The sequence below is a fragment of the Pseudomonas salicis genome, assembly GCF_057128705.1.
On record NZ_JBSKHU010000001.1, the window covers coordinates 719,682 to 743,291 of the forward strand.

Below are 23,610 nucleotides of genomic sequence, written 5' to 3' on the forward strand. Positions count from 1 at the left end.
AAGCGCTTCAGAAAGGTTCTTTGTAGGGCCGCAGGTCGAGCTCCTGAGTCCAGGCGCTGCGCGGTTGCGAATGCAGGTACCAATAGGCGTCGGCGATGTCGTCCAGCGCCAGCGTGCCGTCGTCGCCCAGTTGTTCAAAACGCTGCGGAGCGTTGCTGCGGATGCGTTCGCCATTGATCGCACCGTCGATCACCACATGCGCGACGTGCACGTTTTGCGGGCCGAATTCCCGGGCGAACGATTGGCTCAGCGAGCGCAACCCGGCCTTGGCGGCGGCAAAGGCGGCGAAGGGCGGTTTGCCGCGCAACGCGGAGGTCGCACCGGTGAACAGCAATGTGCCGCCGCCGTTTTCCAGCAGCAGCCGGGTCGTTTCCCGGGCGAAGATAAACCCGCCGAGGGTAGACGCACGCCAGGTCTGCTCAAACAGTTCGGTGCTCAGCTCCAGCGTCGGCGCGACCACGGAGTTGCCGACGTTGAAGATCGCGGCTTTCAACGGACCCCACTGACGGATGCGCTGGATGGCGGCAAGCGTGTCGGCTTCGCTGCCTGCATCGCCCGGCAACGCGAGGGCTTCGCCATCGACGGCTTCGATGCTGCGCACCACGGCGTTGAGTTTTTCAGGACTGCGGCCACTCACCGCCACCTTATAACCACCTTGGGCAAAACGCCTGGCAAGGGCGGCGCCCAAGCCTTCGACGGCGCCGACACCCGTGATCCAGACCACTTCTTTCGCGATGGATGAGGACATGGAATCCACTCTCGGAGATCGATAGAAATCCACTCTACCTGCCCCGATCCAAGACCCCATAGACTTTGGAGCGCTATCCATATAGCTAGGATTTAGCTTTAAGCGCTGATAACCCTGCGGTCACCGAAAAACGGCTGGGGTTTTCTGGAGCGCTGCTTCCGTGGGGGACGGCTCATTCACGACACTCGCCGGGTGGTCGCTGAGGTCCACGCCCGTGGCATTCGGCAGGCACATAGCAGCAATGAAGGCGATGAGGTACGAGCTTACCGCGAAGATTCCCATGGCCACGGGCAGGCTCATTTCTGTCGAGGCGAAGCCCACGGCGGCGGGCATGATCGAGCCGAAGCCGCGCCCGAAGCTGGTGCAGAAACCGGCGCCGTTGGCGCGAATCTGGGTGGGGTAGAGCTCGGAAAACGCCAGTGGCAAACCGGACGCGAGGCCACCCTGGAACGCGCCGAGCAATAAGCCCAACGCCAACACCACGGTCATGTTGACCGGCGCAAACATGTAGACCGAGACCACCAGCGTCTGGCAGATCAGGAACAGCATGAAGGCCCGGCCACGGCTGATGTAGTCACTGATCAGGCCATAGACGAACGGGCCGATCAGCGAGCCGATGATGTTCACCGCGAGGTAGCCGGACGTAGACGCAATGGGCAGGTTAAGCACCGTGCGCATGTAGGTCGGCAGCCAGGTGATCATGATGTACGCCGCGCCGAAGATTCCGCTGGCCAGGATTGTGCTGATCAACGTGATGCGCCGGTGTTCGCCACCGAAGATCACCCGCAGGTCGATCTTGCGCGACTGCTTGCTCACCTGCTGGAACGCCTCAGATTCCGGCACCAGGCGACGGATGAACCAGATCAACAGTGCAGGCAACACGCCGATGGCGAAAAAGGCGCGCCACGCGATGTCTTCCGGTAGAAACGCGAACACCACGGGCATCACGGTCAGGGAGATGGCGTAACCCACGGCGTAGCCGCTTTGCACCGAGGCGGCCACCCGGCCGCGCAAGGCGGGTTTGATGGCTTCGCTGATCAGCACCGCGCCCACGACGGCTTCGCCACCGTAGCCAATGCCTTGCAGGAAGCGTACGGGCAGAAACGACCAGAAGCCGTTGCAGAACCCCGCCATGCAGGTGAAGGTCGCGACCCACAGGACCGTGGCCTGCATGACTTTGATGCGGCCGTAACGGTCGGCCAGCATGCCGGCGCCCCAACCGCCGATGGCGCTGCCGATCAATGAGACTGAGCCGAGCAGACCCGCGTCGGATTTGCTCAACGCCAACACGGTCATCAGCACGGGCATCATCAACGCGTAAATCGTCGAATCCATCGAATCGAGGGTGAAGCCACCGAAGCAGGCCCAATAGGTCCGCTTCTCCTGTTTGTTCAAGTCCGAATACCAACCCAGTCGCATGGTGCTTTCCTTTATTTTTATAGGAGGACGTCAGCAGGCTAAATCGGAACGGGCAGGCAGGCCTCTGCGAAATGCTGATGGAGCCTGCGATTATGGTTATGGACCCTTTGCGCCAATGATTGCGGGGGCTTCTTAGGTGTCGGTCGATTGTCGAATAAAGAAAAGCGATAGCGCTAAAGTCAGCAGCGAATCGTGCTGATCAATGATCGGACATTTCTTTCACGACGTGTCGGATCGCCCCCATCGCTGCATTGGCCGCCGCCGAATGCAGGCTGGCATTGCGGTAGATCAGGCCGATGGGGCGCGCCGTGCCGGTCAGTTGCACGTCGATCTGACAGAGCTCACCGGAGGCCATCTCCTGCTCCAATTGATGGCGGGACACCGCCGCCAGCATGTCCGAGCGCAGCAACAAACCGCGAATGATGGCCATGTCAGCGGTTTCGACCACTGGCCATGGCGCCTGTACACCCGCTTCGGTGAAGCAGGCTTCCAGCAGACGGCGAGCGGGCGAACCGGCGCGGGGCAATACCCATCGGGCATTGGCCAACGCGTGCACGGCGACCGGCCCCGTACTCAGCGGGTGATCATGGCGCGCCAGAACCACCATTTCCTCGACGAGCAAGGCTTCTCCGGTCATGTCCGAGGCATAGTCCGCCGAGCGCAAGGCCCCAAAAATAAAATCGATGTCTCCTACACGCAGTTCCGTGGCCAGGAAATCAAAGGGGCTTTCGTTGGTGATGACCCGGATGCCGGGGTGCTCGGCAGTCAGGCGGACGATGGCTTCGGGCAGGATTCGCGTACGGCCCAAGGGCAGGGCGCCGATGTGCACGACGCCTTCCAGCGCGCCGCGCATGGCGGTGATGTCCGAACGCATATGCCGCAGCTCATTAAGGGCGCGGCGGATGGGGAACAGGATTTCGAGGCTGACGCGGGTGGGCTGCAACCCTTTGGGCGTGCGCTCGAACAATGATTGGCCGCAGCCGCCTTCCATGACCTTGAGCGCCGAACTGACCGCTGGCTGGCTCAGGCCGAAATGCCGGGCCACCGTCTGCATGTGCCGGGTTTCGCAGAGTTTGACGAACAGTTCCAGGCGTCTCGCTTGAAACAGGTACAGGGGCTCAATGAGTGGGGTCGCCGCGTTGAGCAGGAGGGGCACGGTCTGCAACTCGTCGAGGACGCGCAACGCCCGGGGCAGAATCCGTTCGCCGGATTCACTGAGGCGCATGCCGTTGACGTGGCGTTCGAACAGCGACACACCCAGTGCGATTTCCAGCTCGGAGATCGCCCGCGTGACCACCGACTGCGCCCGATACAGGGCTTCCGACGCCTTGGACACGCTGCCCAACTGCGCGACACGGACGAAGGCGCGGACCTGCATGAGGTTGACGAGGTCATCACTGAACATAGAGGGCGGGGCGCTCCGAAAGGCACGAATGGCGGGAATATGCGGGGCATCAGTGTGCCTTGCAATAAGTAAAACGCATATCAGCATGGGTTGAACGCATTATTCCGCGACCCCGACGGGTGACATGCTCTGGAAAAAAGCAGGAGGTTCATCCCACATGGTCACCCCACAGAAAACCGCACTGGTCGTCAGCGCTCATTCCGCCGATTTCGTCTGGCGCGCAGGCGGTTCAATCGCGCTGCACGTGAGTCAGGGCTACGCCGTGCACATCGTCTGTCTGTCATTCGGCGAACGGGGCGAGTCGGCCAAGCTGTGGCGCAAGGGCGAGATGACTGAGGACAAGGTCAAAGACGCCCGTCGCACCGAGGCGCTGGCTGCCGCCGAGATTCTGGGTGCCACCATCGAGTTCTTTGACATCGGCGATTACCCGATGCGCGCCGACCGGGAGACCTTGTTTCGTCTGGCAGACGTGTTTCGTCGCGTGCAGCCGTCCTTCGTGCTCAGCCATTCGCTGAAAGACCCCTACAACTACGATCACCCGCTGGCCATGAACCTGACGCAAGAGGCTCGCATCATTGCCCAGGCAGAAGGGTATCGTCCGGGGGAGAAAATCGTCGGCGCGCCACCGGTCTACAGCTTCGAGCCGCACCAGCCCGAACAATGCGAATGGCGGCCCGATGTGCTGCTGGACATCACCAGCGTCTGGGACCGTAAATACGCGGCCATCCAGTGCATGGCGGGTCAGGAACACCTGTGGGAGTACTACACACGGGTCGCGCTGCAACGGGGCGTTCAGGCCAAGCGCAACGTGGGCATCACCTCGGCGCGGGACATCGTCTATGGCGAGGGGTATCAAAGCATCTTCCCGCGCGTGACGGAGAATCTGGCATGAGTCACTTGATTGGAAAATCAGGCTTCGTAGTGCGTCAGATTCCCCGTGCCGACCCGTCGTCCATTGATGATCTGAGCCGTTTCGGTGTCGCCACCGTGCACGAAGCCCAAGGCCGCAAGGGTTTACTCAGCAGCCGGTTGCGGCCTATTCAGCAGGGCGTGTGCGTCAGCGGCACTGCCGTCACCGTGTCGGTGGCGCCGGGTGACAACTGGATGTTTCACGTGGCGGTGGAGCAGTGCCAGCAAGGCGACATTCTGGTCGTCGCGCCGACGTCGCCGTGCACCGATGGTTATTTCGGCGATCTGTTGGCCACGTCGCTGAAGGCCCGGGGTGTACGCGCGTTGGTGATCGATGCGGGTGTTCGCGACACACAGACCCTGCGCGAGATGGGATTTGCCGTGTGGTCCAGCGCGGTGCACGCGCAAGGCACTGTGAAAGAGGTGCTGGGCTCGGTCAATTTACCCATCATCTGTGCGGGACAGTTGATCAATGCCGGGGATGTCATCGTCGCCGACGACGACGGCGTGGTCGTGGTCCGACACGCTGAACTGGCGCCGGTGCTTGACGCGACGCGCAAGCGGGCAGACCTTGAGGAGCAGAAACGCGTGAGGCTGGCCAATGGCGAACTGGGCCTCGACATCTACGACATGCGCGGCCGTCTCGCGGAGAAAGGCCTGATGTATGTCGACCGACTGGAAGAGATCGAACACTGACGATGAGTCAAACCCGCATTCCCTGTCTGTTCATGCGTGGCGGCACCTCCAAGGGCGCGTATTTTCTCGCGAGTGATCTGCCGGCGCCGGGGGAGGTGCGTGATCGGGTGTTGCTGGCCGTAATGGGATCGCCGGATACCCGGCAGATCAATGGCCTGGGCGGCGGGGATTCACTGACCAGCAAGGTGGCGATCATCAGCCCTTCCGAACGGGAAGATGCCGACGTGGATTACCTGTTCGCCCAAGTGTTGGTGGACGAGCCTCGTGTGGATTACGGCCAGAATTGCGGCAACGTCCTGGCTGGTGTCGGACCGTTCGCCCTTGAGCGGGGGTTGATCGCAGCCTCTCCGGGTGTGACGCCGGTGCGGGTGTACATGGTCAATACCGGGCAGGTGGCGGTGATCCACGTCCCTACGGCCAATGGCGAGGTCGATTACGCGGGCGATCAACGGATTGACGGTGTGCCGGGAACAGGGGCTGCGCTGGCCGTCGAATTCAAGGACATCGCCGGGTCGAGTTGCGGCGCCTTGTTGCCCACTGGCCAGGTGCGGGATGTGATCGACGGCATTGAGGTCACGTGCATCGACTTCGGCATGCCTGTGGTACTGATCCGCGCAGGCGATCTGGGCAAGAGCGGTCACGAAACCCCGCACTGCCTCGATGCCGATGCGACGCTTAAAGCGCGACTGGAGTCGATCCGTCTCCAGGCCGGCCCTTTGATGAATCTCGGGGAGGTCGGTCAGCGCAACGTGCCAAAGATGGTCTTGGTTGCTGTGCCCCGTGAAGGTGGCGCGATCTGCACCCGATCGTTCATCCCGCACCGTTGCCACACGGCCATTGGTGTCTTCGGCGCGGTAAGTGTGGCGGCGGCCTGTCTGCTGCCTGGCTCTGTCGCCGATGACTTCGTGGAACGGGAGGACACCGACCCTCAGCGCCTGAAGATCGAACACCCCACGGGGCACTTCGTCGCTGAGATCCACCGGTCTGAAGGGCAGCTGCTTGGCGGAGGTATTGTCCGCACCGCTCGACTGTTGTTCGAAGGCCGCGTGTGCATTCCTGCCACCGTGTGGAAACCGGCTTGATCCTGATAGCACACGTCGACGCTATCATTCTCCCCCGAACTGCTGCCGATACTGATTCGGCGACAATCCGATCCGTTCGCTGAATACCTTGCGCATGTGCCGTGGGCTGCCGAAGCCGCAGCGGGTGGCGAGGGTCTTGAGGGGCAGGTTGCAGGCTTCCAGCAGTTTCCTGGCGTGGTCGATGCGGGCGTTCTGCACGTACTGCATGGGCGTCACGCCGACTTCTCGTTGAAAGGCGCGGGCAAAATTGCGGGCGCTCATGGCGGCAAGGTCGGCCATGCGCTGAATGGTGTAAGGCTCTTCGATGTGATCGACGACGTAGGCCTGGACCTTGGCAATGGCACCGCCGTCCCGGGGCACCGCTGCCAGCAGGGGGCCATAAGGGGTCTGGCCGCCCTGGCGCTTCATCACTACCAGCAGGATTTTCGCGACCTCCAAGGCCAACTCTTTGCCGTGGTCTTCGGCGACGACGGCCAGCGCCATGTCGATACCGGCGGTGATGCCGCCCGAGGTGATGAGATTGCGGTCCATGACGTAGATCTGTTCGGTTTCGACCCGCGTCTCCGGGTAGCGCTGGGCGAGGCGCTCGACGTAATTCCAGTGGGTGGTGCAGCGATAGCCGTCGATCAGCCCGGCCTCGGCCAACAGGAACACGCCGGTGCAAATCGCGCCGAAGCGCCGGGCGTTTTTGACGGCATCCGGCAGCCAGTCGTTCAGCGCGGGGTGGCTGACACCGTAGGCGCCCGGGCCGCCGGGAACCAGAAGCAGGTCAACGGAGGTGGGACAGTCCTCAAGGCGCAGGTCGGCATGGACCTTGAGGCCACACGAACTGCGAACCAGGCCCGCACGGTCGGACACAGTGAGCAAGTGATAATGCTTGTCCGTAGGGAGCAGGCGGTTCGCCAGGGTAAAGACGTCCATCGGGCCGGTCACGTCGAGCATCAGCACGTCGTTGAACAGCACCATCACTACGGTCTTGTGGGCACAAGGGTCTTGCATGCATCAACCGCCTTTTTTCAGGGCCGGACCGGCACAGGCCGGTGGCTCGGGTCTTTCATGGCGGGAGTGTAGGGCAAATCGAAGGGAATCCGGTACAGCGGAATCGGGAGAGTGCCAGCAAGATCGTGCGCAGAGAGTTTGCTACTGCTGCTATCTGCCGGGAACCCGCAGTAAAACCAGACACCTCGGTCGTGTCAGGTGGAAAGGGGCCTCAATGGTTCTTGCACCCTACCGGCAGTTGAAACCGGATCATCGCGCCGCCCAGTTCGGAGGTTTCGGCGTAGAGGTTGCCGTTGTGGGCTTCGACCACGGATCGGCAGATGGTCAGCCCCATGCCCAGTCCGCTGGGCTTGGTGGTGTAGAACGCGCCGAAAATCTGCTGTCGGTCTTGCACCGGGATGCCGGGGCCGTTGTCCTCTACGGACACCTGTACGCCGTCGCGCAAGGACACCGAAGACACTTTCACCACACCCGACGATATCGGGGCTTGGGCGACGGCTTCGAGGGCGTTGGCGATCAGGTTGTACACCAATTGCTGGACCTGAACCGGATCGGCGATCACGGACTGGTTGGCCATGAGTTCGGTGTTCAGCGCCACCCCGGCCCGCGTCAGCGCAGGCGCATGCAGGCGGGCGGCTTCGTGAATCAGATCGTTGACGTTGACCGGTTGCGGCGTACACGGCGACCGACGGGCCAGAGCCCGCAGGGCTGCCACGATGTTGGCGGCCCGTTCGCAGTCCTTGCGGATGTCGCTGAGGCCATCGATGGCTTCGTCCAGATTCGGGTTGTCCCGTTGCAGCCAGCGGACGCAGGCCGACGCATTGGAGGCGATGGCCAGCAGCGGTTGGCAGATTTCATGGGCGATGGACACCGTCAGCTCACCCATCACCTGTAAATGCGCGTTGCGTGAGAAGTCATCCTGCGGGCTGATCGCGGGTGCGGGTTTAAGAATGGCGTTGTGAGATGGGGTGGGGGCGTGTGGCGCCCAGAGTTCCAGCGTGCCCAGGTGCTGGGCCGGGTAGGGCGTCGGCAGCGGGGTGATGGCGATGCCGCTCTGCGGGTCGGGGATCAGCCGATACATCGACTCGGTCTGCTCCGGGGGCATTGACATGTCGTAGTAGTCGGACCAGGGCTGATCTGCACCGGCACTGGCGTTGGAAGCGCGTTGAGGTGAACGTTTTTCTGGCATCGAGCCCCCGGATTCAAAGCGCCTCGTGTCGTCGTCGCCGAGTATACGCAGCGATCCGGGGCCGAAACGAAAGTCGTTCCCGTTTGGCAGAATCGGGCACCTTGATGGCCGTTACAGTCCCCTTGGTGCCCCGGATTGGCAAGACCGTATCCAGAAACGCAGCGCTGAAGAATCACGCCACGCCGATTTTCCACTGCGCAGGTGGCGGCGTGCCGTTGACCGCGTAGTCGCCGACGATGCGGTCCTTGTAGATGCGCGGGTTGTGGGAGGTGAGGGTGCGGGCGTTGCGCCAGAAACGGTCAAGACCCAGCGGGCGCAGCGTGGCGGACGCGCTGAGGGCGTCGAACATCCGCGAGCTGGCGTCGAGGATCAAGTCGCTGACGATGGTTTGCGACTGGGCAATCTCCAGCTCGGCGATGTCCACGGCTTTCTTCAAGGCCTCGGCATCACCGGTGAGCCGCGCCTGATACGCCCGCTCCAAGGCCTCGGCGGTCTTCAGCACAATGGCCCCGGCGCTGTAGGCCGCCGCGCGCAGACTGCCCACCACCTGCAAGACCTGCGGGTCCTGGGCCACCCGCGACGCATTGCCATTGCTGAAACTGCGGGTGCGCTTGGCCACGGCAGCCGCCACTTCGCCACTGAGGGCACGACCGATCCCGGCAAGGTTGGCCAGGTGCACGATTTGATACAGCGCCGGGGAATACTGAAACTTGTCCTCGACGCTGACGATGTTCCGCGTGTCCACCGCTACGCCGCGCAGATGCGTGGTGCCGCTTGCGGTGAGGCGCTGGCCGAAGCCGTTCCAGTCGTCCACCACCTCCACGCCTTCCGCGTCACGGCGTACGGTCACGAACACGCGTTTGTCGTCGTGATCGCTGACCGCCACGTCGATCCATTCGCTGTACAGGCAGCCTGTGGTGTAGAACTTGTTGCCGTCGATGCGCCACTGCTCGCCGTCCAGATACAGCCGCGAATGCAGGTGCGATTGCGGCGTGTCGCCGACTTCGCCGGTGGCCGGGCCCACGGTTTCGCCGCGCACCAACCGCTCGAACCAGACTTTGCGCCGTTCTTCGTCACGGCTGTTCAGCAGGTTTTCCGTGAACCCCAAATGCCCGCGCAGGGCCTGCACCAGATTGGAATCGGCTTCGCCCAGCTCAATCAGCAGGTTGGCCAGCTCGGGCAAAGTGACGCCCAGCCCACCGTATTCTTTCGGCACCCGCACGGCGGTGAAACCCGAGGCCTTGAGCAGTTGCAGCTCCTGGACCGGCAACCGGCGCTCCAGCTCGCGGCTGATCGCGCCTTCGCGCAGGTTGGCAAACAGCGGACGAAACCGCTCGGCCAGTTGTTCGTAGCGGGCGGAAGGGCCTGCGCCCCAGGCTGCGTTGACTTGATGCGCCATGGTCAAACTCTCTGTACAAAAATGAATCAGGAGGCGTCCGCCTCATGGTTTTTTGGAAATCAAACGGCAATCGACGGCTCACGAAGCAAGGTCGCCGGGTGCGCGGGGAAGGGCAGGCCCAGACGCTCGCGCAGGGTGTTGCCGGTGGGGCCGTCTTGCGGCACCAGCCCGCGACGTTTCAGTTCCGGCAGGATTAGCGCGATGAAATCGTCGAGTCCCTCGGGGTAGGTCGGCGGCAGGATGTTGAAGCCGTCGGCCCCGTAGCCTTCGAACCACGCCTGCAACTGGTCCACGACTTCTTCCGGCGACCCCACCAGCGTCCAGTGCCCCCGCGCACCGGCCAGGCGCAGGTACAGCTCGCGGATGCTCAGGCCTTCGGCGGCCAGTTGCAGGATCAACTGCTGACGGCTCTTCGAGGCGTTGGTGGCGGGCAGGTCTTGAAGCAGCGGGCCATCCAGCGGCAAATGGGACAGATCGACCCCACCCAGCAGGCCGGACAGCAGGCTCAGGCCGACTTCCGGGTGTACCAGATTTTGCAGCCGCTGATGCTTGGCATGGGCTTCGGCGGAGGTCGGCGCGGTGAAGATGGTCACCCCCGGCAGAATCTTGATGTGCTCGGGTTTGCGGCCCAGCACGGCAGCGCGGGATTTGATGTCGCTGTAGAACGCCTGTGCATCGGCCAGACTTTGGTGCGCGGCGAAAATCGCCTCGGCGGTGGCCGCTGCCAGATCACGTCCGTCTTCAGACGCCCCCGCCTGCACCAACACCGGTTTGCCTTGGGGGGAACGCAGCACGTTCAACGGCCCGCGCACGTGGAAATGCTCGCCGTGGTGGTCGGCGCGGTGCAGCTTGGTGCGGTCCAGGAACACGCCTTTTTCCTTGTCCAGCAGCAGCGTGTCGTCTTCCCAGCTGTCCCAGAGTTTCTGCACCACTTCATGAAACTCCCGCGCCCGACTATAGCGGTCGGCGTGGGCAGGCTGCTGGCCCTGGGCGGTCTTGGCGAAGTTCTTCGCGGCGTCGGGGTCGCTGCTGGTGACCAGATTCCAGCCGACGCGACCGCCGCTGATCTGGTCCAGCGAGGCGAACTGGCGCGCCAGGTTGAACGGCTCGCTGTAGCTGGTGCTGGCCGTCGCCACCAGACCGATGCGCGAGGTGACGACTGCCAGCGCGGACAGCAGCGTCAGCGGTTCGAAACTCAAGCTCGGCGCGATCACCCGGTCGAAGGTCGGCGCGTCGATGCCGCGCACGGACACGCTGTCGGCGAGAAACAGTGTGTCGAACCCGGCTGTTTCGGCCTTGCGTGCAAGGTCGATGAAGTGGTCCAGGCGGACGCCTGCGTCGGCCTGAGAGCCGTTGTCACGCCAGGCCGCGATGTGGTGCCCGGTGGCACGCAGGAAGAGGCCGAGTTTCAGGGTGTCAGTGCGTGTGCTCATGGGATGACTCCGTGCAATCGTGAGTATTCAGCCAGCGTCCGTTAATGGCACGCGCCTGTTTATCATGCAGGGAATAAAACAGGCAGGTGTTCGTGGGGTCATTCATTAAGCGGTGCGCAGTAGAGGTCATGAAGTTGCAAGGGCTGTGCCGTAAAAGGGCCGTTATTTAAAAGGCGCAATACATCAGTATTTAACCAGGCTCGTTAAACGCAGCTTCGAATTGATGTGTGTCAAGAAGAGGGTATCTGTTGTTTGACTGTTGCTGGATCAACACTTGTCTTGCGCGGTGTTATTCGCGTGCGCGGTGGCGGAAAGCCGCATCCCTTAGCAGGCCGCCTTAACGGCGACAGGGATTGCACAGGCCTCACCGTTGACCGGTCATTTCATCGGAGTTGCGAACTAAGGCATTGCAGATAACAGCTGGCATAACTTTAGTTGAAAACGTTATAGCCAATATTCAAGTGGCAATTGACGCTGAATCCATCGCCTCATTATTGTCGCTCCGGCCATAGCCTCTTATTTAAACAGTGCCTGCCGTTCATGAATAACGCGTGCCTGTCTCGAAGATTTGAATAACCAAGGACGCTCGTCATGGAAACGCTTAACAGCCGCAGGGCTTTTATCAAACAGGTGGCGTTATTGGGCACGGCGGCGGCCGCCGGGATGATCCTCCCAGGCTGCGGCAAGCCGGAAAAAACCGCCAACGCTGCGCCTGCCGTGATCAAGAACCGCTCGGATCAGGTGGTCAGCTTCAAATACCCGGACAACCCGTCGTTCGACCTGGTGTACCTCGCCGACTCGTTGGGCTATTTCGAGGGCACCCGCACCCGGCCGAATTACATCGGCAAGATTGCCGCGCCGCAGATCATCCCGCTGGTCGGCACCGGTGAAATCGACTTCGGTTCGCGGATGGTGCCGTTGGTGATTTCGGCGATTGCCAGCGGCCTCGACCTCAAGGTGGTCGCGGCGGGCGGCAAGACCCTGCAGGAAGCGCCTCACATGAAGTATTTCGTGCGGGCCGATTCGGGGATTTTCACGCCCAAGGACATGGAAGGCAAAACCGTGGGCTTCAACAGCTTTGGGGCCTGCGCCGAGTTCGTGACCAAGAAATACCTGCGTGAGCATGATGTGGACGTGGACAAAATCAACTGGGTGGTCGTGCCCGATAACCAGGGCGAACAGACCGTGCTGACCCGCAACGTCGACATCGCGATCATTCACCCGCCAGCGTCCGGCGGCGCGGAACACAACCCCGAACTGCGCAAGTTGTGGAGCGACTACGACCTCGACAAAGGCCTGGGCGGCATGGCGCCGTACAGCGGCTATGGCAAGTTCATCCGGGAAAACCCTGAGGCCACGCAGGATTTCGTCACCGCGATTGCGAAGGCCGCCAACTGGGTCAATGCCAACCCTGACGAGGCGCGCAAGATCGTTTCCCAACGCATCGGCACGCCGCTGGAGCTGGTGGAGCGCTACGCCTACGTCGATGACCTGGTGGTGACCGAACCGCCCATTCAGTACTACATCGACATCCTCGAAAACGAGAAGAAGATCAAGCCCGGGGCAGTGGCCGTGAAGGACGTGTACACCAATGCGTTCAATGCGCTGGCGAAAGCTTGAGCGCAGGGCGTCGGCATGGATTCCCCCGGTCACGCAGCCGCTGCAAAACCTGTAGGAGCGAATTCATTCGCGAAAGGGCCGGTACAGCCAAGAAATCTTCATTGTCTGAACCCCCTTCGCGAATGAATTCGCTCCCACAGTGAAGAGGGCGTCGTGCTCAAGGTCTGCGACCGACACCGAACCTGTGGGAGCAGCCGGAGGTTACGACGGCCGCGAAGGCAGTGGGTCGGGCGATGCATGTGTGCCTGCCTTGACGCAAATTACCCGTAGGAGCGAATTCATTCGCGAAAGATTGTTCACGCGACGCCTCTTCATCGCCTGTCCTGGCTTTCGCGAATGAATTCGCTCCCACAAAGAACCGGTGTTCACCCAATGAAAGGGGGTGGTCATTACAAAGGACAGAAGAGGCATCAGTGCACAAAATCTCCACAGTTAATCTGCACATGGAATACCAGGCGCAGGACGAATCAGGCAAAACCGAGCGGGTCGAGGTGTTGAAGGACTTTGATCTTCAAGTGCGCGAAGGCGAGTTCCTGTCGATCCTCGGCCCGTCCGGCTGCGGCAAATCCACCTACCTGAATATCCTCGCCGGGCTCGCGCAGAAAACCGGCGGCACGCTGGAGATCGACGGAAAACCCTTGCAGGGCATCAACCGCAATCAGGGCGTGGTGTTTCAGGGCTATGCCTTGCTGCCGTGGCGTTCGGTGCTGGACAACATCGCCGTGGGGCTGGAGATCCGGGGCGTCGGCAAAACCGAGCGACGGGAACGGGCACGCGAATACCTCGACCTCGTTGGCCTGACGGGCTTCGCCTCCCGCTACCCGCACGAACTCTCAGGCGGCATGCGCCAACGCGTGGCCATCGCCCGCTCGCTGGTCTACGAACCTGACGTGCTGCTGATGGACGAGCCCTTCGCTGCCCTCGACGCACAAACCCGCGAAACGCTCCAGGACGAACTCCTGCGCATCTGGGACCTGCACAAAAAAACCATCGTGTTCATCACCCATAGCCTCGACGAAGCGATCTTCCTGTCTGATCGCGTGGCGGTCATGACCCCGCGCCCTGGCCGGATCAAGGAGATCATCGACATCGACCTGCCACGTCCCCGATTGCCGCAACTGCGCAACAGCCATGCCTTCGTTCATCTGCGTCAGCGGGCGTGGGCGTCGTTGCGCGAAGGCATGGGCAATGCAGTTCCGGATGCGGCGGAGGTCGAAGAAGCCGCCCGTCATGAAAGCTGGCAGCAGGTCGCCCGGCTCGGTGGCTATCGGGTGGGGGTCTGAGCATGAATGCGTGGTCTCGCTGGTCCCGACACTCACGCCGCGCGGTGGACAGTTCCATCGGCATTCTGGCCTTTCTGGCGCTGTGGGAAGCCTTGCCGCGACTGGGCATCGTCAACCCCGGCTACCTGAGCCCGCCGTCCGCTGTGCTGGGCGCCATCGTCGACATGGCGGGCAATGGCGCGCTGCTCAAACACCTTCAGGCCAGTCTGATCCGGTCTCTGGCAGGCCTCGCGTTGGCCATCGTCACGGGCATTTCGCTGGGCCTGCTGATGGGCTGGTTTGCGCGGCTGGAGCGGATTCTCGACCCCTTATTGCAGTTCTTCCGGCAAACCTCGGCACTGGCGCTGTTTCCCGTGTTCATCCTGTTTCTGGGCATCGGCGAACTGTCGAAAGTGGCGATCATCTTCTGGGCGTCGTTCTGGCCAATCCTGTTGAGCACCATCAGCGGGGTCAAACAGGTGGACAGCCTGCTGATCAACTCGGCGCTGTCGATGGGCGCCAACCGCCGTTTTCTGTTCCTGAAAATCGTCCTGCCCTCGGCGTCGCCGTCGATCTTTACCGGGGTGCGTTTGGCGGGCGCCTATTGCATCACTGCGCTGGTGGCGGCCGAGATGATCGGCGCCCATTCCGGGCTGGGGTTCCTGACGCTCAATTCGCAGGAGGTGTTCCAGATCCCGAGCATGTACGCGGGGATTCTGCTGCTGGCGGTGGTGGGGTTGTTGTTGAACTTCCTGCTGGCGCTGCTGGAGCGTCGCTTCACCCGTTGGCGCCGTGGGTTGAAACATGCGGGCTGACACCGCCGCAGCGTTCACCGGAGGCTGGATTCGCTGGAGCCTGGCCGGGTTGATCGGCGCGGGGGCGGTCTGCGCCATCTGGCTGTTGCCGATGATCGATGGCGCCGAACAGGGCCCGGGCCCGGTATTGCTGCAAGCGCAGGCCCGGCAGGTGTTGCGCATCGGCGTGCGCAGCTACCCGCGGCCGACCTACACCACTGACGCGCTCGTGTCTGAGCCGGATGAAATGGACAGCGAACTGGCCACCGCATTGGGCCGTTATCTGGGGGTGAAGGTTGAGCTGACAGCGATCCCGGCACAGGACGTCGCGGGTTTTTTGCGCAACGGCGCAGTGGACGCGGTGATCGCCGGAAGCCTCGATATTCCGGGGCTTGAGCGACAACGGGCAGCCCTGAGCGACGTGCCATCGGCGTATGAAAAGGGCGCGTTGCTCAGCCTGCGCAACGCGCCGCAAACCTCAATCAAAGGTCAGACCGTTTGCGTGGCCAATGGCAGCCCATGGGTCCACACGTTGCAAACGAAAGGCGCGCAGGTCCAAACCTACGTGTCCGGGATTCGGGCAGCCACAGCGTTCATGGCGGGCGACTGCCAGTTGCTGGCCGACGAACGCACAGTCCTCACCAGCCTCCTGCAAACCCCCGACTGGCGCTTCTACCGTATGCTGCCGCAAACCCTCGAAGCCAGCAGCGATGCGCGGGTCTACCTGTCCCAACCTGACCCGAAAAGCCTGCGCCTGCTACAAGCGGGACTGCGCGACTGGCAGACCGACGGCGGGCAGGCGAAGGCTTGGGATGTGCACAGCAATGCGTTTCTGGTCGATAGCATGAAGATCAGCGATGGGTTGGTGTGTCACTGATCCGTACGACCTTTATGCGCGCTTCGGCAACACCCAATCCTTGCGGATGAAATGGCAGGTGTAGCCATTCGGGATGCGTTCCAGGTAATCCTGGTGCTCCGGTTCCGCTTCCCAAAAATCCCCGGCCGGGCTGATTTGGGTCACGACTTTGCCAGGCCACAGGTCGGAGGCATCGACGTCTTTGACGGTGTCTTCGGCGATGTGTTTCTGCTCGTCGTTCAAGTAGAAAATCACCGACCGGTAGCTCAGGCCGATGTCGTTGCCCTGGCGATTGGCCGTGGACGGGTCGTGGATCTGGAAGAAGAATTCGAGGATTTTCCGATAGCTGATCAGCGCCGGGTCGAAGACGATTTCAATGGCTTCGGCGTGGGTGCCGTGGTTGCGGTAGGTGGCGTTCGGCACATCGCCACCGGAGTAGCCGACGCGGGTGGACACGACGCCGGGGTAGCGGCGCAGCAGGTCCTGCATGCCCCAGAAGCAGCCGCCGGCGAGGAGGGCGGTTTCGGTTTGAGTGGTCATGGTGCAATCCTTCCTGTGTGCGTTGAACGCACAGATGTCAAAGTGTGTCCCAGTGTGCTCGCCTGTCGTCGACCGGTGCAAGGGGGCGAAATAACCCGAACTCCCGACCCGTCCGTGACGTCTGCTGTGAGAGGCACCCCGTCAAAACCGTCATCAGGACCCTCTTCAGGACTTTCCGTGAACACACCCCGCATCGGCTTCGCCTGCATGTACCGCCACCCCGAGCGCGAACTGACGCTCAAGGAACTCAAAGCGCTGGAGGGCGGTTATAACCCGCGCACCACGACCTTGCGCTGGATGGACAGCGTCACCGTGCAAGAGGCGCAGGACAAGTTGCTGGACATCGTCGAGCACAACCTGGCGGCGCAGATTCGCCTGTTGGGTTACGTCGCGCAGTTGCCGGTGGGGCGTCGCATGTTGCGCTTGAGCAGCGATCTGTTGCCGTTCTACAGCCACCCCAAGGTCGCGGCGTTTTATCAAGCGCCCTCGGTCATGACACGGTTGGCCAGCCTGTTTGCGGCCATTGGCGACACGGCGCGGCAGGCGGACATCCGGCTGTCGTTCCACCCCGGTCAGTTCTGCGTGTTGGGGTCGGACCGTCCGGACGTGGTAGAGAACAGCCTTGCGGAGTTCGAATACCACGCCGACATGATCCGCATGATGGGTTTCGGTCGCCGTTTCCAGGATTTCAAATGCAACATTCACATCGCGGGGCGACTCGGTGCGGACGGGGTGCGCGCCGTGTGGCCACGTCTGTCTGAAGTGGCACGCCAGTGCATTACGTTCGAGAACGACGAGAAAACCTACGGCGTCGATGACTGCCTGCAACTGGCGGACCTGGCGCCGGTGGTGCTGGACATTCACCACTGCTGGATTCATGAGAGCCGTTACATCACCCCCGACGACCCCCGGGTCAACCGCATCATCGACAGTTGGCGTGGCGTGCGACCGGTCATGCATTACTCGCAGCCGCCCGAAAGCCTTCAGGCACTGGGCTTCACCGCCGAGCAGAAGCTGGAGATGGAGGCATTGCTTCAGGTGGTCAACAAACGTGACCTGTACCTGCACAGCGACCGCATGTGGAACGACTGGACCAACCGCTACGCCCTGCAATTCCTCGATCGGTTCGACATCATGTTCGAAGCCAAGGACAAGAACCTGGCCACGGAAGCGTTCTATCGGCAGTTCATGGACCCCTCACAACCCTGAATTCCAGAATGGGGAGGGCTGAATCCTGTGGAAGCGATTCATTCGCGAACGGTTTTTCGGGCGACGCATCACCATTGCCTGTCCCGGCTTTCGCGAACGAATTCGCTCCCACAACGAGAACAGCGCACATGGCGGAAATTGAGGGATGGCGGATCTCCGATGTCGCCACCGCCGCCTCTAAATGGCGCGTTCGGACGTTTTTTGGCTTGATCGGTCGGTAAAAGCATGAATTGTCGGCGCTTTCGGTGCGTCCGTGTTGTGTGCGGTCATGGCCCGGTGCCACAATCGCGCCTGTGACCGCAGGATGGGCAGGCCATTTCGATGTACCTCGTTGAGTTTCAGCATGAGCGCAAAGCCCTGATCGATGCTCAGGTGCGGACGGATCGATTGCAGCTGCTGTTCAGGCAAACGGTGTTCTCCGTGCTGGGCAGTTTTCTGGCTGCCGTGATGTTGAGTTGGCTGTGCTGGAGCCGGATCGATCACGCGCTGGTGTTTGGCTGGCTGATGCCATTGGGCGCGTCCACCGCGCTGAGGGTGGCGCTGCTGGTCACGTATTTCCGCAGCCCTGTCGTCACGCGCACCCCTGAATGCTGGGAGCTCAAATACTGGCTGACGCTGGTGCTGTCCGCGACGATCTGGGGGTTAGGCGCGCTGGCGTTGATGCGCTCGGATGACCTGCTGATCCAGGCCCTGGTGTTGCTGTTTACGGTGGGGATGTCGGTCAGCGCCGTGTCCTGTTATTCGGCGTATCGCTCGATGACCATCGTGTCCATCGGGCTGGTCTTGCTGCCGTGTTCGCTCTGGCTGCTCTTTCAACAGGGCACGATGCAGGTGGGCATGGCCGTGGCGTCGCTGGTGTTCGCGTCTTTCGTGATCACTGCCACCCGCAGACTGTCCGAGGCGATGGAGACGGCGTTTCGCCTGACCCGGGAAATGGAGCACGCTCGCGACATCGCCAATCAGGCGGCGCAAACCGATGAACTGACCGGGATGAAGAACCGTCGAGCGTTTTTCCATCATGCCGAGCAGACGTACGCGCACGGCAAACGCAACCGCCAGCCGATCAGTGCGCTGATGCTGGACATCGACCACTTCAAGCGGATCAACGATTCTTATGGGCATCAGGCCGGGGATCAGGTGTTGCGGCAGATCGGGGTCGTGATCAGCGAGTGCGCGAAAGAGGGCGACATTTGCGGCCGGCTGGGCGGCGAAGAGTTCGCGCTGCTGCTGGTCGACACGTCCCTCATTGCCGCCGAGGTACGGGCCGAGCAACTGCGCCAAACCATCTCGCGGCTGTGCTGTGATCACGGTGAAGTGATCACCGCCAGCATTGGCGTGGCGTCGATGGGGGCGGAAGGGCAGAGCGTTCATGCGTTGCTCAACGACGCGGACAAAGCGCTGTTCCGGGCCAAGGCGCAGGGGCGTAATCAAACCGCAGTGGCATGAGGGGCGGTTTGTCCAGACAGACGCGTGCGTGTCAGACAGACCGCCTTCGCTGCCGTCGTAACCTCCGGCGTCTCCCACGGGGTTCGTTGTTCGGCCATGAGATCGCGACCCTTTCTGTCACACCCCCGTGACATTCCCCCTGACTCTTTTCATTCTCTTCAAGCTGTGGCGTAGTGTCTGGCGCACATTGGCCGACTGGAAGAGGTAAAGAGCGATGACCCTGCAAAACCAACTGGACAACCTGTACCCGCGTGCCGAGGACATCCCCGAGCAGTTCCGCGCAGGCCCTGTCATCGAGCAGCGGGATTACCTGGTCAACGGCGCGCTGCATCAGTGGCAGGGGCCATTGGCGCCGGTGCTCAGTCCGGTGTCGCTGAAGACCGACGCAGGCCTTGAAGACGTGATCCTCGGCAGCACGCCGCTGATGGACGCCGACACCGCGATGACCGCCCTTGATGCGGCCGTCAAAGCCTATGACCGAGGGCAGGGTGCCTGGCCGACGATGCGCGTCGTGGACCGCATTCATCACGTCGAAACCTTCCTCAAGAAAATGCGCGAACAACGCGAGGCCGTCGTGACCCTGCTGATGTGGGAGATCGGCAAGAACCTCAAGGACTCGCAGAAAGAGTTTGACCGCACCTGCGATTACATCGTCGACACCATTAACGCCCTCAAGGAACTGGACCGCCGCTCCAGCCGCTTCGAGCTGGAACAGGACACCCTCGGCCAGATTCGGCGCGTGCCGCTGGGCGTGACCCTGTGCATGGGGCCCTACAACTACCCGCTGAACGAAACCTTCACCACGCTGATTCCGGCGCTGATCATGGGCAATACCGTGGTCTTCAAACCCGCCAAGTTCGGCGTGCTGCTGATCCGTCCGTTGCTCGAAGCCTTCCGCGACAGCTTCCCCGCCGGCGTGATCAACGTCATCTACGGCAGCGGCCGCGAGACCGTCAGTGCGCTGATGGCCAGCGGCAAGATTGACGTCTTCGCCTTCATCGGCACCAACAAGGCCGCCAGCGCCCTGAAAAAGCTGCACCCCAAGCCGCACCGCCTGCGTGCGGCACTGGGCCTGGACGCGAAGAACCCGGGCATCGTCCTGCCCGATGTCAACCTCGACAACGCCGTGACCGAAGCCATCACCGGGTCGCTGTCGTTCAACGGCCAACGCTGCACCGCGCTGAAGATCCTGTTCGTGCACGAAAACGTGGTGGGCAGTTTTCTGGAGAAATTCGAAGAAAAACTTGCCCAGCTGAAACCGGGCATGCCGTGGGAGCCGGGGGTTTCCCTGACGCCGCTGCCGGAACCGGGCAAGACCGACTACTTGCAAGGCCTGGTGGATGACGCCGTGAGCAAAGGCGCCAAGGTGGTCAACGAAGGCGGCGCCACGACCCATCGGCAGTTCTTCTACCCGGCGGTGCTGTACCCGGTGACACCGGACATGCGCGTCTACCACGAAGAACAGTTCGGGCCGGTGGTGCCGGTGGTGGCGTACCGCGATCTGGAAACCGTCATTGAGTACGTGCTGGACTCGGATTTCGGCCAGCAGTTGAGCATCTTCGGCAACGACTCCAAGCAGGTCGGGCGACTGGTCGATGCGTTCGCCAATCAGGTGGGCCGCATCAACATCAACGCCCAGTGCCAGCGCGGGCCGGACAGCTTCCCGTTCAACGGCCGCAAGAACTCGGCCGAAGGCACGCTTTCGGTGGACGATGCCCTGCGCGTGTTCTCGATCCGCACACTGGTCGCGACCAAGTTCCAGGAGAACAACAAAGCGCTGATCAGCGACATCATCCACAACCGCGAGTCGAGCTTCCTGACCACCGATTACATTTTTTGATCTCCCGGTTTATCGCTGGGTTTCCTGATGTGTCTCGCAGCGACTTGGGCTAAGATTCCGCAGCCCACGTCGCTGTAGTCATTGCACCTCAAGGAAGTCAGCATGAGCGTCTCCGCTATCGTTTTTCTGGTTGTCGTCGTCGGTTCGGTGGTCTACGTCATCGGCGTCTACAACCGACTTGTCCTGTTGCGTAACCGCTTCAAGAATGCCTTCGCCCAGATCGAAGTGCAGCTCAAGCGCCGTCACGACCTGATCCCCAATCTGGTCGAAACCGCCAAAGCCTACCTCGCCCATGAACGCGACACCCTGGAGTCGGTGATCAGTGCGCGCAATCAGGCCGTGGCCGGTCTCAAGGCGGCATCCGGTCAGCCCGGAGATGAACAACGCATGGCGCAACTGGGCAGTGCCGAAGGGGCGTTGACCAGCGCCATGGGTCGCCTGAACGTGACCATGGAGGCCTACCCGGACCTCAAGGCTTCGCAGAACATGCAGCAGCTCAGCGAAGAGCTGACCAGCACCGAAAACAAGGTGGCGTTTGCCCGTCAGGCGTATAACGACGCGGTGATGGAATACAACACCTACAAGCAGTCCTTCCCGCCGGTGTTTTTCGCCGCCAACTTCGGTCACAAGGCCGATGCCGGTGTGCTGGAGTTCGCCGACACCGCGCAGATCAGGCTGTGCCCAAGGTGGCGTTTTAATCGACCCACCGCAGGGACCGCGTGATGAACTTCTTCGAGCAGCAAGACCGCGCCCGACGCAACACCGGGCGGCTGGTGCTGTTGATGACCCTGGCGGTCACCAGTCTGGTGGCGCTGACCAGCCTGGCGGTGAGCGTCGGGCTGCAATTCATGGCCGACAGCGGCAGCAAACACCGAACCTTGCACGTGGCCTGGAACCTGGTGCCTGCGATTGCGCTGGTGACGGTGCTGGTGATCCTCTTGGCGTCGTTGTACAAAAGCCGCCAGCTTCAGGGCGGTGGCAAGGCGATTGCCGAGCGCCTGGGCGGGCGTCTGATCAACCTGACGCAGCACAACGACGACGAGCGCAAGGTGCTCAATGTGGTCGAGGAAATGGCCATTGCCTCGGGGAGTCCGGTGCCGCCGGTCTATCTGATCGACGACACCAGCATCAACGCCTTCGCCGCCGGATTGACCCCGCAAGACGCCGTGATCGGCATCACCCGGGGTGCGATCTGCCTGCTGTCGCGGGAAGAACTGCAAGGGGTGATTGCCCATGAGTTCAGCCACATTCACAACGGCGACATGCGCCTGAACACCCGGCTGGTCTCGGTGCTGCACGGGATTCTGGTAATCGGGCTGATCGGCGAGTTCGGCATGCGCAGCGCGAAAGACGGCGAAAAAGCCGCACTGCCCTTGTTTTTCGTCGGCGCGACGCTGTGGGTGCTGGGTTATACCGGCACGTTTTTCGGCAATTGGATCAAGGCTGCGGTCAGCCGGGAGCGGGAGTTTCTCGCCGATGCCTCCGCCGTGCAGTTCACCCGGGACCCGGCCACCATCGGCGGTGCGCTGAAAAAGATTGGCGGGTACGGGCAAGGCTCGAACTTGCAGGCGAGTCACGCACCGGAGTTCAGCCATCTTTATTTCGCAGCGGGGGTGGCGGCCTACGTTGAAGGCTTCATGGCCACGCACCCACCGCTGAAGAAACGCATTCGACGCATCGAGCCGCAGTGGGACGGCGTGTTTCCCGAGGTGGTGTGGCCGACGGCTTTTACGCACTTTCCTGCGACGCCGCCTGTGCGCGTACCGACCGAATACAACGGGTTGAACCTGACCCTTACCGGGATCGAAGAATCGTTGGCGTCGATTGGCGATCCGAAACCGGTGCACCGGGCCTTGGCTCAAGGCGCGTTGGCCCGACTGGACGGGCTGCTCTACGACGCCGCGCACCACGAGATCGGGGCGCAAGCGCTGGTATACGGCCTGTTGCTGTCGTCCGACGCCGCGATGAGGGAGCAGCAATTGCAGCTTCTGAAACCCCGGATCGAGGCGCGACTGGAGGATCGTTTGCGGCGTCTGGTCACGCCGTTGCAACGACTGGATCAAGACCTGCGCCTGCCGCTGATTGACCTCGCGATCCCGGCGCTCAAACAGATGAATACGCAGGCCATCGTCAGGTTCACGGACAGCATGACGCTATTGATCAAGGCAGATCAGCGGATCGAAATGTGGGAATGGACGCTGCTGCGGATCGTCGAGCGCAGCGTGAACCCACCGCGTCAACGCCAGGCGAAATACGATCTCGTGCAGTCGGGCCATGACGTGGGTGTTCTGTTAAGCGCATTGGCCAGGGCAGGCCATGACAACCCGGATCAGGCGCAGGCAGCGTTCGTGCATGCCCGCGCCAGTTTGCCCGTGCCTCTCGCCGGTCTGGAAATGGCCGCACCGGCAGGCCTGAAGTCCTTGTCCACGTCCGTCAGCCGCCTGAACCTTTTGTGGCCGTTGCAAAAGCCGCAACTGCTCAAGGCCATGGCCCGCTGCGTCGAACACGACGGACGGGTCACCGCGGCCGAAGCCGAATTGATGCGCGCCGTCGCCGACATCCTCGATTGCCCATTGCCGCCGATTGCCGGGTCCGGTCTGACGCACCCCTGAGGCTGTGGTAAACGCCGATGGGGCTTTGAGATTGCCGTTGCCATAAGGCAAGCCCTTGAGACGCATGTTTACACCCGGGCATGGTGTCCATTACCGTGCGAGACAGTCATTTGGCAGAACCTTGCGGATGTCTGCCTACGCCCCACTTTTTC

Annotated in this window: 20 protein-coding genes; 12 read left to right on the forward strand and 8 right to left on the reverse strand. The window is 62.0% G+C overall.

Annotated elements, in window-relative coordinates:
- Nucleotides 1–7 precede the first annotated feature (7 nt).
- The 3 genes from ACWKWE_RS03345 to ACWKWE_RS03355 form a co-directional block, all read right to left on the reverse strand.
- Nucleotides 8–748 (reverse strand): SDR family NAD(P)-dependent oxidoreductase, encoded by a 741-nt coding sequence (locus tag ACWKWE_RS03345; RefSeq protein ID WP_483849619.1) that lies wholly within the window; start codon nt 746–748, stop codon nt 8–10.
- 120 nt (nt 749–868) lie between these two features.
- Nucleotides 869–2,167 (reverse strand): MFS transporter, encoded by a 1,299-nt coding sequence (locus ACWKWE_RS03350; protein ID WP_483849620.1) that lies wholly within the window; start codon nt 2,165–2,167, stop codon nt 869–871.
- Nucleotides 2,168–2,366: 199 nt separating this feature from the next.
- Complete coding sequence (locus ACWKWE_RS03355; RefSeq protein WP_483849621.1) at nt 2,367–3,572, reverse strand: LysR family transcriptional regulator; 1,206 nt, start codon at nt 3,570–3,572, stop codon at nt 2,367–2,369.
- Nucleotides 3,573–3,729: 157 nt separating this feature from the next.
- On the opposite strand from ACWKWE_RS03355, the gene galB reads away from it, so the two are divergent.
- The 3 genes from galB to ACWKWE_RS03370 are packed head-to-tail and all read left to right on the forward strand — an operon-like array spanning nt 3,730 to nt 6,259.
- Nucleotides 3,730–4,464 carry a 4-oxalmesaconate hydratase gene (gene galB / locus ACWKWE_RS03360; protein ID WP_166594407.1) on the forward strand — a complete coding sequence of 245 codons (735 nt, stop codon included), beginning with the start codon at nt 3,730–3,732 and terminating at the stop codon, nt 4,462–4,464.
- On the forward strand, nt 4,461–5,177 hold the full coding sequence (locus tag ACWKWE_RS03365) for a 4-carboxy-4-hydroxy-2-oxoadipate aldolase/oxaloacetate decarboxylase (protein WP_483849622.1): 717 nt from the start codon (nt 4,461–4,463) through the stop codon (nt 5,175–5,177). The genes galB and ACWKWE_RS03365 overlap by 4 nt, the downstream gene beginning before the upstream one ends.
- 2 nt (nt 5,178–5,179) lie before the next feature.
- Nucleotides 5,180–6,259 carry a 4-oxalomesaconate tautomerase gene (locus tag ACWKWE_RS03370; protein ID WP_483849623.1) on the forward strand — a complete coding sequence of 360 codons (1,080 nt, stop codon included), beginning with the start codon at nt 5,180–5,182 and terminating at the stop codon, nt 6,257–6,259.
- Between the two features lie 24 nt (nt 6,260–6,283).
- Here the strand turns inward: ACWKWE_RS03370 and ACWKWE_RS03375 are convergent, their stop codons facing one another.
- From ACWKWE_RS03375 to ACWKWE_RS03390, 4 genes are all read right to left on the reverse strand, one after another.
- Nucleotides 6,284–7,258: a GlxA family transcriptional regulator gene (locus ACWKWE_RS03375; RefSeq protein ID WP_483849624.1), complete on the reverse strand. Its 975-nt coding sequence runs from the start codon at nt 7,256–7,258 to the stop codon at nt 6,284–6,286.
- A gap of 211 nt (nt 7,259–7,469) precedes the next feature.
- On the reverse strand, nt 7,470–8,447 hold the full coding sequence (locus ACWKWE_RS03380) for a sensor histidine kinase (protein ID WP_483849625.1): 978 nt from the start codon (nt 8,445–8,447) through the stop codon (nt 7,470–7,472).
- Nucleotides 8,448–8,619: 172 nt separating this feature from the next.
- The gene (locus tag ACWKWE_RS03385) at nt 8,620–9,846 is read right to left on the reverse strand and encodes an acyl-CoA dehydrogenase family protein (RefSeq protein ID WP_483849626.1); all 1,227 of its coding nucleotides are present in this window, start codon (nt 9,844–9,846) and stop codon (nt 8,620–8,622) included.
- Nucleotides 9,847–9,905: 59 nt separating this feature from the next.
- Complete coding sequence (locus ACWKWE_RS03390; RefSeq protein WP_483849627.1) at nt 9,906–11,279, reverse strand: LLM class flavin-dependent oxidoreductase; 1,374 nt, start codon at nt 11,277–11,279, stop codon at nt 9,906–9,908.
- 591 nt (nt 11,280–11,870) lie between these two features.
- Between ACWKWE_RS03390 and ACWKWE_RS03395 the strand changes: the two genes are divergently transcribed.
- The 4 genes from ACWKWE_RS03395 (at nt 11,871) to ACWKWE_RS03410 (ending at nt 15,832) form a co-directional block, all read left to right on the forward strand.
- Entirely contained in the window at nt 11,871–12,899 is a 1,029-nt protein-coding gene (locus ACWKWE_RS03395) for an ABC transporter substrate-binding protein (RefSeq protein WP_401148158.1), read from the forward strand.
- A gap of 413 nt (nt 12,900–13,312) precedes the next feature.
- Nucleotides 13,313–14,182 carry an ABC transporter ATP-binding protein gene (locus ACWKWE_RS03400; protein WP_341957803.1) on the forward strand — a complete coding sequence of 290 codons (870 nt, stop codon included), beginning with the start codon at nt 13,313–13,315 and terminating at the stop codon, nt 14,180–14,182.
- Nucleotides 14,183–14,184: 2 nt separating this feature from the next.
- Nucleotides 14,185–14,976 carry an ABC transporter permease gene (locus ACWKWE_RS03405; protein WP_483849628.1) on the forward strand — a complete coding sequence of 264 codons (792 nt, stop codon included), beginning with the start codon at nt 14,185–14,187 and terminating at the stop codon, nt 14,974–14,976.
- Nucleotides 14,966–15,832 carry a substrate-binding periplasmic protein gene (locus ACWKWE_RS03410; protein WP_483849629.1) on the forward strand — a complete coding sequence of 289 codons (867 nt, stop codon included), beginning with the start codon at nt 14,966–14,968 and terminating at the stop codon, nt 15,830–15,832. The genes ACWKWE_RS03405 and ACWKWE_RS03410 overlap by 11 nt, the downstream gene beginning before the upstream one ends.
- 12 nt (nt 15,833–15,844) lie before the next feature.
- On the opposite strand, the gene msrA is transcribed toward ACWKWE_RS03410, so the two are convergent.
- A complete protein-coding gene (gene msrA, locus ACWKWE_RS03415; RefSeq protein WP_483849630.1) occupies nt 15,845–16,351 on the reverse strand; it encodes a peptide-methionine (S)-S-oxide reductase MsrA in 507 nt (168 codons plus the stop codon).
- Nucleotides 16,352–16,528: 177 nt separating this feature from the next.
- Between msrA and uvsE the strand changes: the two genes are divergently transcribed.
- From uvsE to ACWKWE_RS03440, 5 genes are all read left to right on the forward strand, one after another.
- Nucleotides 16,529–17,560 (forward strand): UV DNA damage repair endonuclease UvsE, encoded by a 1,032-nt coding sequence (gene uvsE, locus ACWKWE_RS03420; RefSeq protein WP_483849631.1) that lies wholly within the window; start codon nt 16,529–16,531, stop codon nt 17,558–17,560.
- Nucleotides 17,561–17,881: 321 nt separating this feature from the next.
- Complete coding sequence (locus tag ACWKWE_RS03425) at nt 17,882–19,006, forward strand: GGDEF domain-containing protein (protein WP_483849632.1); 1,125 nt, start codon at nt 17,882–17,884, stop codon at nt 19,004–19,006.
- Between the two features lie 214 nt (nt 19,007–19,220).
- Nucleotides 19,221–20,846 carry an NADP-dependent glyceraldehyde-3-phosphate dehydrogenase gene (locus ACWKWE_RS03430; protein WP_483849633.1) on the forward strand — a complete coding sequence of 542 codons (1,626 nt, stop codon included), beginning with the start codon at nt 19,221–19,223 and terminating at the stop codon, nt 20,844–20,846.
- 102 nt (nt 20,847–20,948) lie between these two features.
- Nucleotides 20,949–21,569, forward strand: coding sequence for a LemA family protein (locus tag ACWKWE_RS03435; protein ID WP_483849634.1), 621 nt, complete (start codon nt 20,949–20,951; stop codon nt 21,567–21,569).
- Nucleotides 21,569–23,458: a M48 family metallopeptidase gene (locus ACWKWE_RS03440; RefSeq protein WP_483849635.1), complete on the forward strand. Its 1,890-nt coding sequence runs from the start codon at nt 21,569–21,571 to the stop codon at nt 23,456–23,458. Before ACWKWE_RS03435 ends, ACWKWE_RS03440 begins: the two co-directional genes overlap by 1 nt.
- The last annotated feature ends 152 nt before the right edge of the window (nt 23,459–23,610 follow it).

What these genes read in the sequence shown, in the direction of transcription:
- msrA (WP_483849630.1), bottom strand. Translation starts at nt 16,351, where the DNA reads ATGACCACTCAAACCGAAACCGCCCTCCTCGCCGGCGGCTGCTTCTGG.
- ACWKWE_RS03405 (WP_483849628.1), top strand. Translation starts at nt 14,185, where the DNA reads ATGAATGCGTGGTCTCGCTGGTCCCGACACTCACGCCGCGCGGTGGAC.
- ACWKWE_RS03375 (WP_483849624.1), bottom strand. Translation starts at nt 7,258, where the DNA reads ATGCAAGACCCTTGTGCCCACAAGACCGTAGTGATGGTGCTGTTCAAC.
- ACWKWE_RS03390 (WP_483849627.1), bottom strand. Translation starts at nt 11,279, where the DNA reads ATGAGCACACGCACTGACACCCTGAAACTCGGCCTCTTCCTGCGTGCC.
- ACWKWE_RS03345 (WP_483849619.1), bottom strand. Translation starts at nt 748, where the DNA reads ATGTCCTCATCCATCGCGAAAGAAGTGGTCTGGATCACGGGTGTCGGC.
- ACWKWE_RS03380 (WP_483849625.1), bottom strand. Translation starts at nt 8,447, where the DNA reads ATGCCAGAAAAACGTTCACCTCAACGCGCTTCCAACGCCAGTGCCGGT.
- galB (WP_166594407.1), top strand. Translation starts at nt 3,730, where the DNA reads ATGGTCACCCCACAGAAAACCGCACTGGTCGTCAGCGCTCATTCCGCC.
- ACWKWE_RS03430 (WP_483849633.1), top strand. Translation starts at nt 19,221, where the DNA reads ATGACCCTGCAAAACCAACTGGACAACCTGTACCCGCGTGCCGAGGAC.
- ACWKWE_RS03355 (WP_483849621.1), bottom strand. Translation starts at nt 3,572, where the DNA reads ATGTTCAGTGATGACCTCGTCAACCTCATGCAGGTCCGCGCCTTCGTC.
- ACWKWE_RS03425 (WP_483849632.1), top strand. Translation starts at nt 17,882, where the DNA reads ATGTACCTCGTTGAGTTTCAGCATGAGCGCAAAGCCCTGATCGATGCT.
- ACWKWE_RS03385 (WP_483849626.1), bottom strand. Translation starts at nt 9,846, where the DNA reads ATGGCGCATCAAGTCAACGCAGCCTGGGGCGCAGGCCCTTCCGCCCGC.
- ACWKWE_RS03365 (WP_483849622.1), top strand. Translation starts at nt 4,461, where the DNA reads ATGAGTCACTTGATTGGAAAATCAGGCTTCGTAGTGCGTCAGATTCCC.
- ACWKWE_RS03350 (WP_483849620.1), bottom strand. Translation starts at nt 2,167, where the DNA reads ATGCGACTGGGTTGGTATTCGGACTTGAACAAACAGGAGAAGCGGACC.
- ACWKWE_RS03370 (WP_483849623.1), top strand. Translation starts at nt 5,180, where the DNA reads ATGAGTCAAACCCGCATTCCCTGTCTGTTCATGCGTGGCGGCACCTCC.
- ACWKWE_RS03395 (WP_401148158.1), top strand. Translation starts at nt 11,871, where the DNA reads ATGGAAACGCTTAACAGCCGCAGGGCTTTTATCAAACAGGTGGCGTTA.
- ACWKWE_RS03435 (WP_483849634.1), top strand. Translation starts at nt 20,949, where the DNA reads ATGAGCGTCTCCGCTATCGTTTTTCTGGTTGTCGTCGTCGGTTCGGTG.
- ACWKWE_RS03410 (WP_483849629.1), top strand. Translation starts at nt 14,966, where the DNA reads ATGCGGGCTGACACCGCCGCAGCGTTCACCGGAGGCTGGATTCGCTGG.
- ACWKWE_RS03440 (WP_483849635.1), top strand. Translation starts at nt 21,569, where the DNA reads ATGAACTTCTTCGAGCAGCAAGACCGCGCCCGACGCAACACCGGGCGG.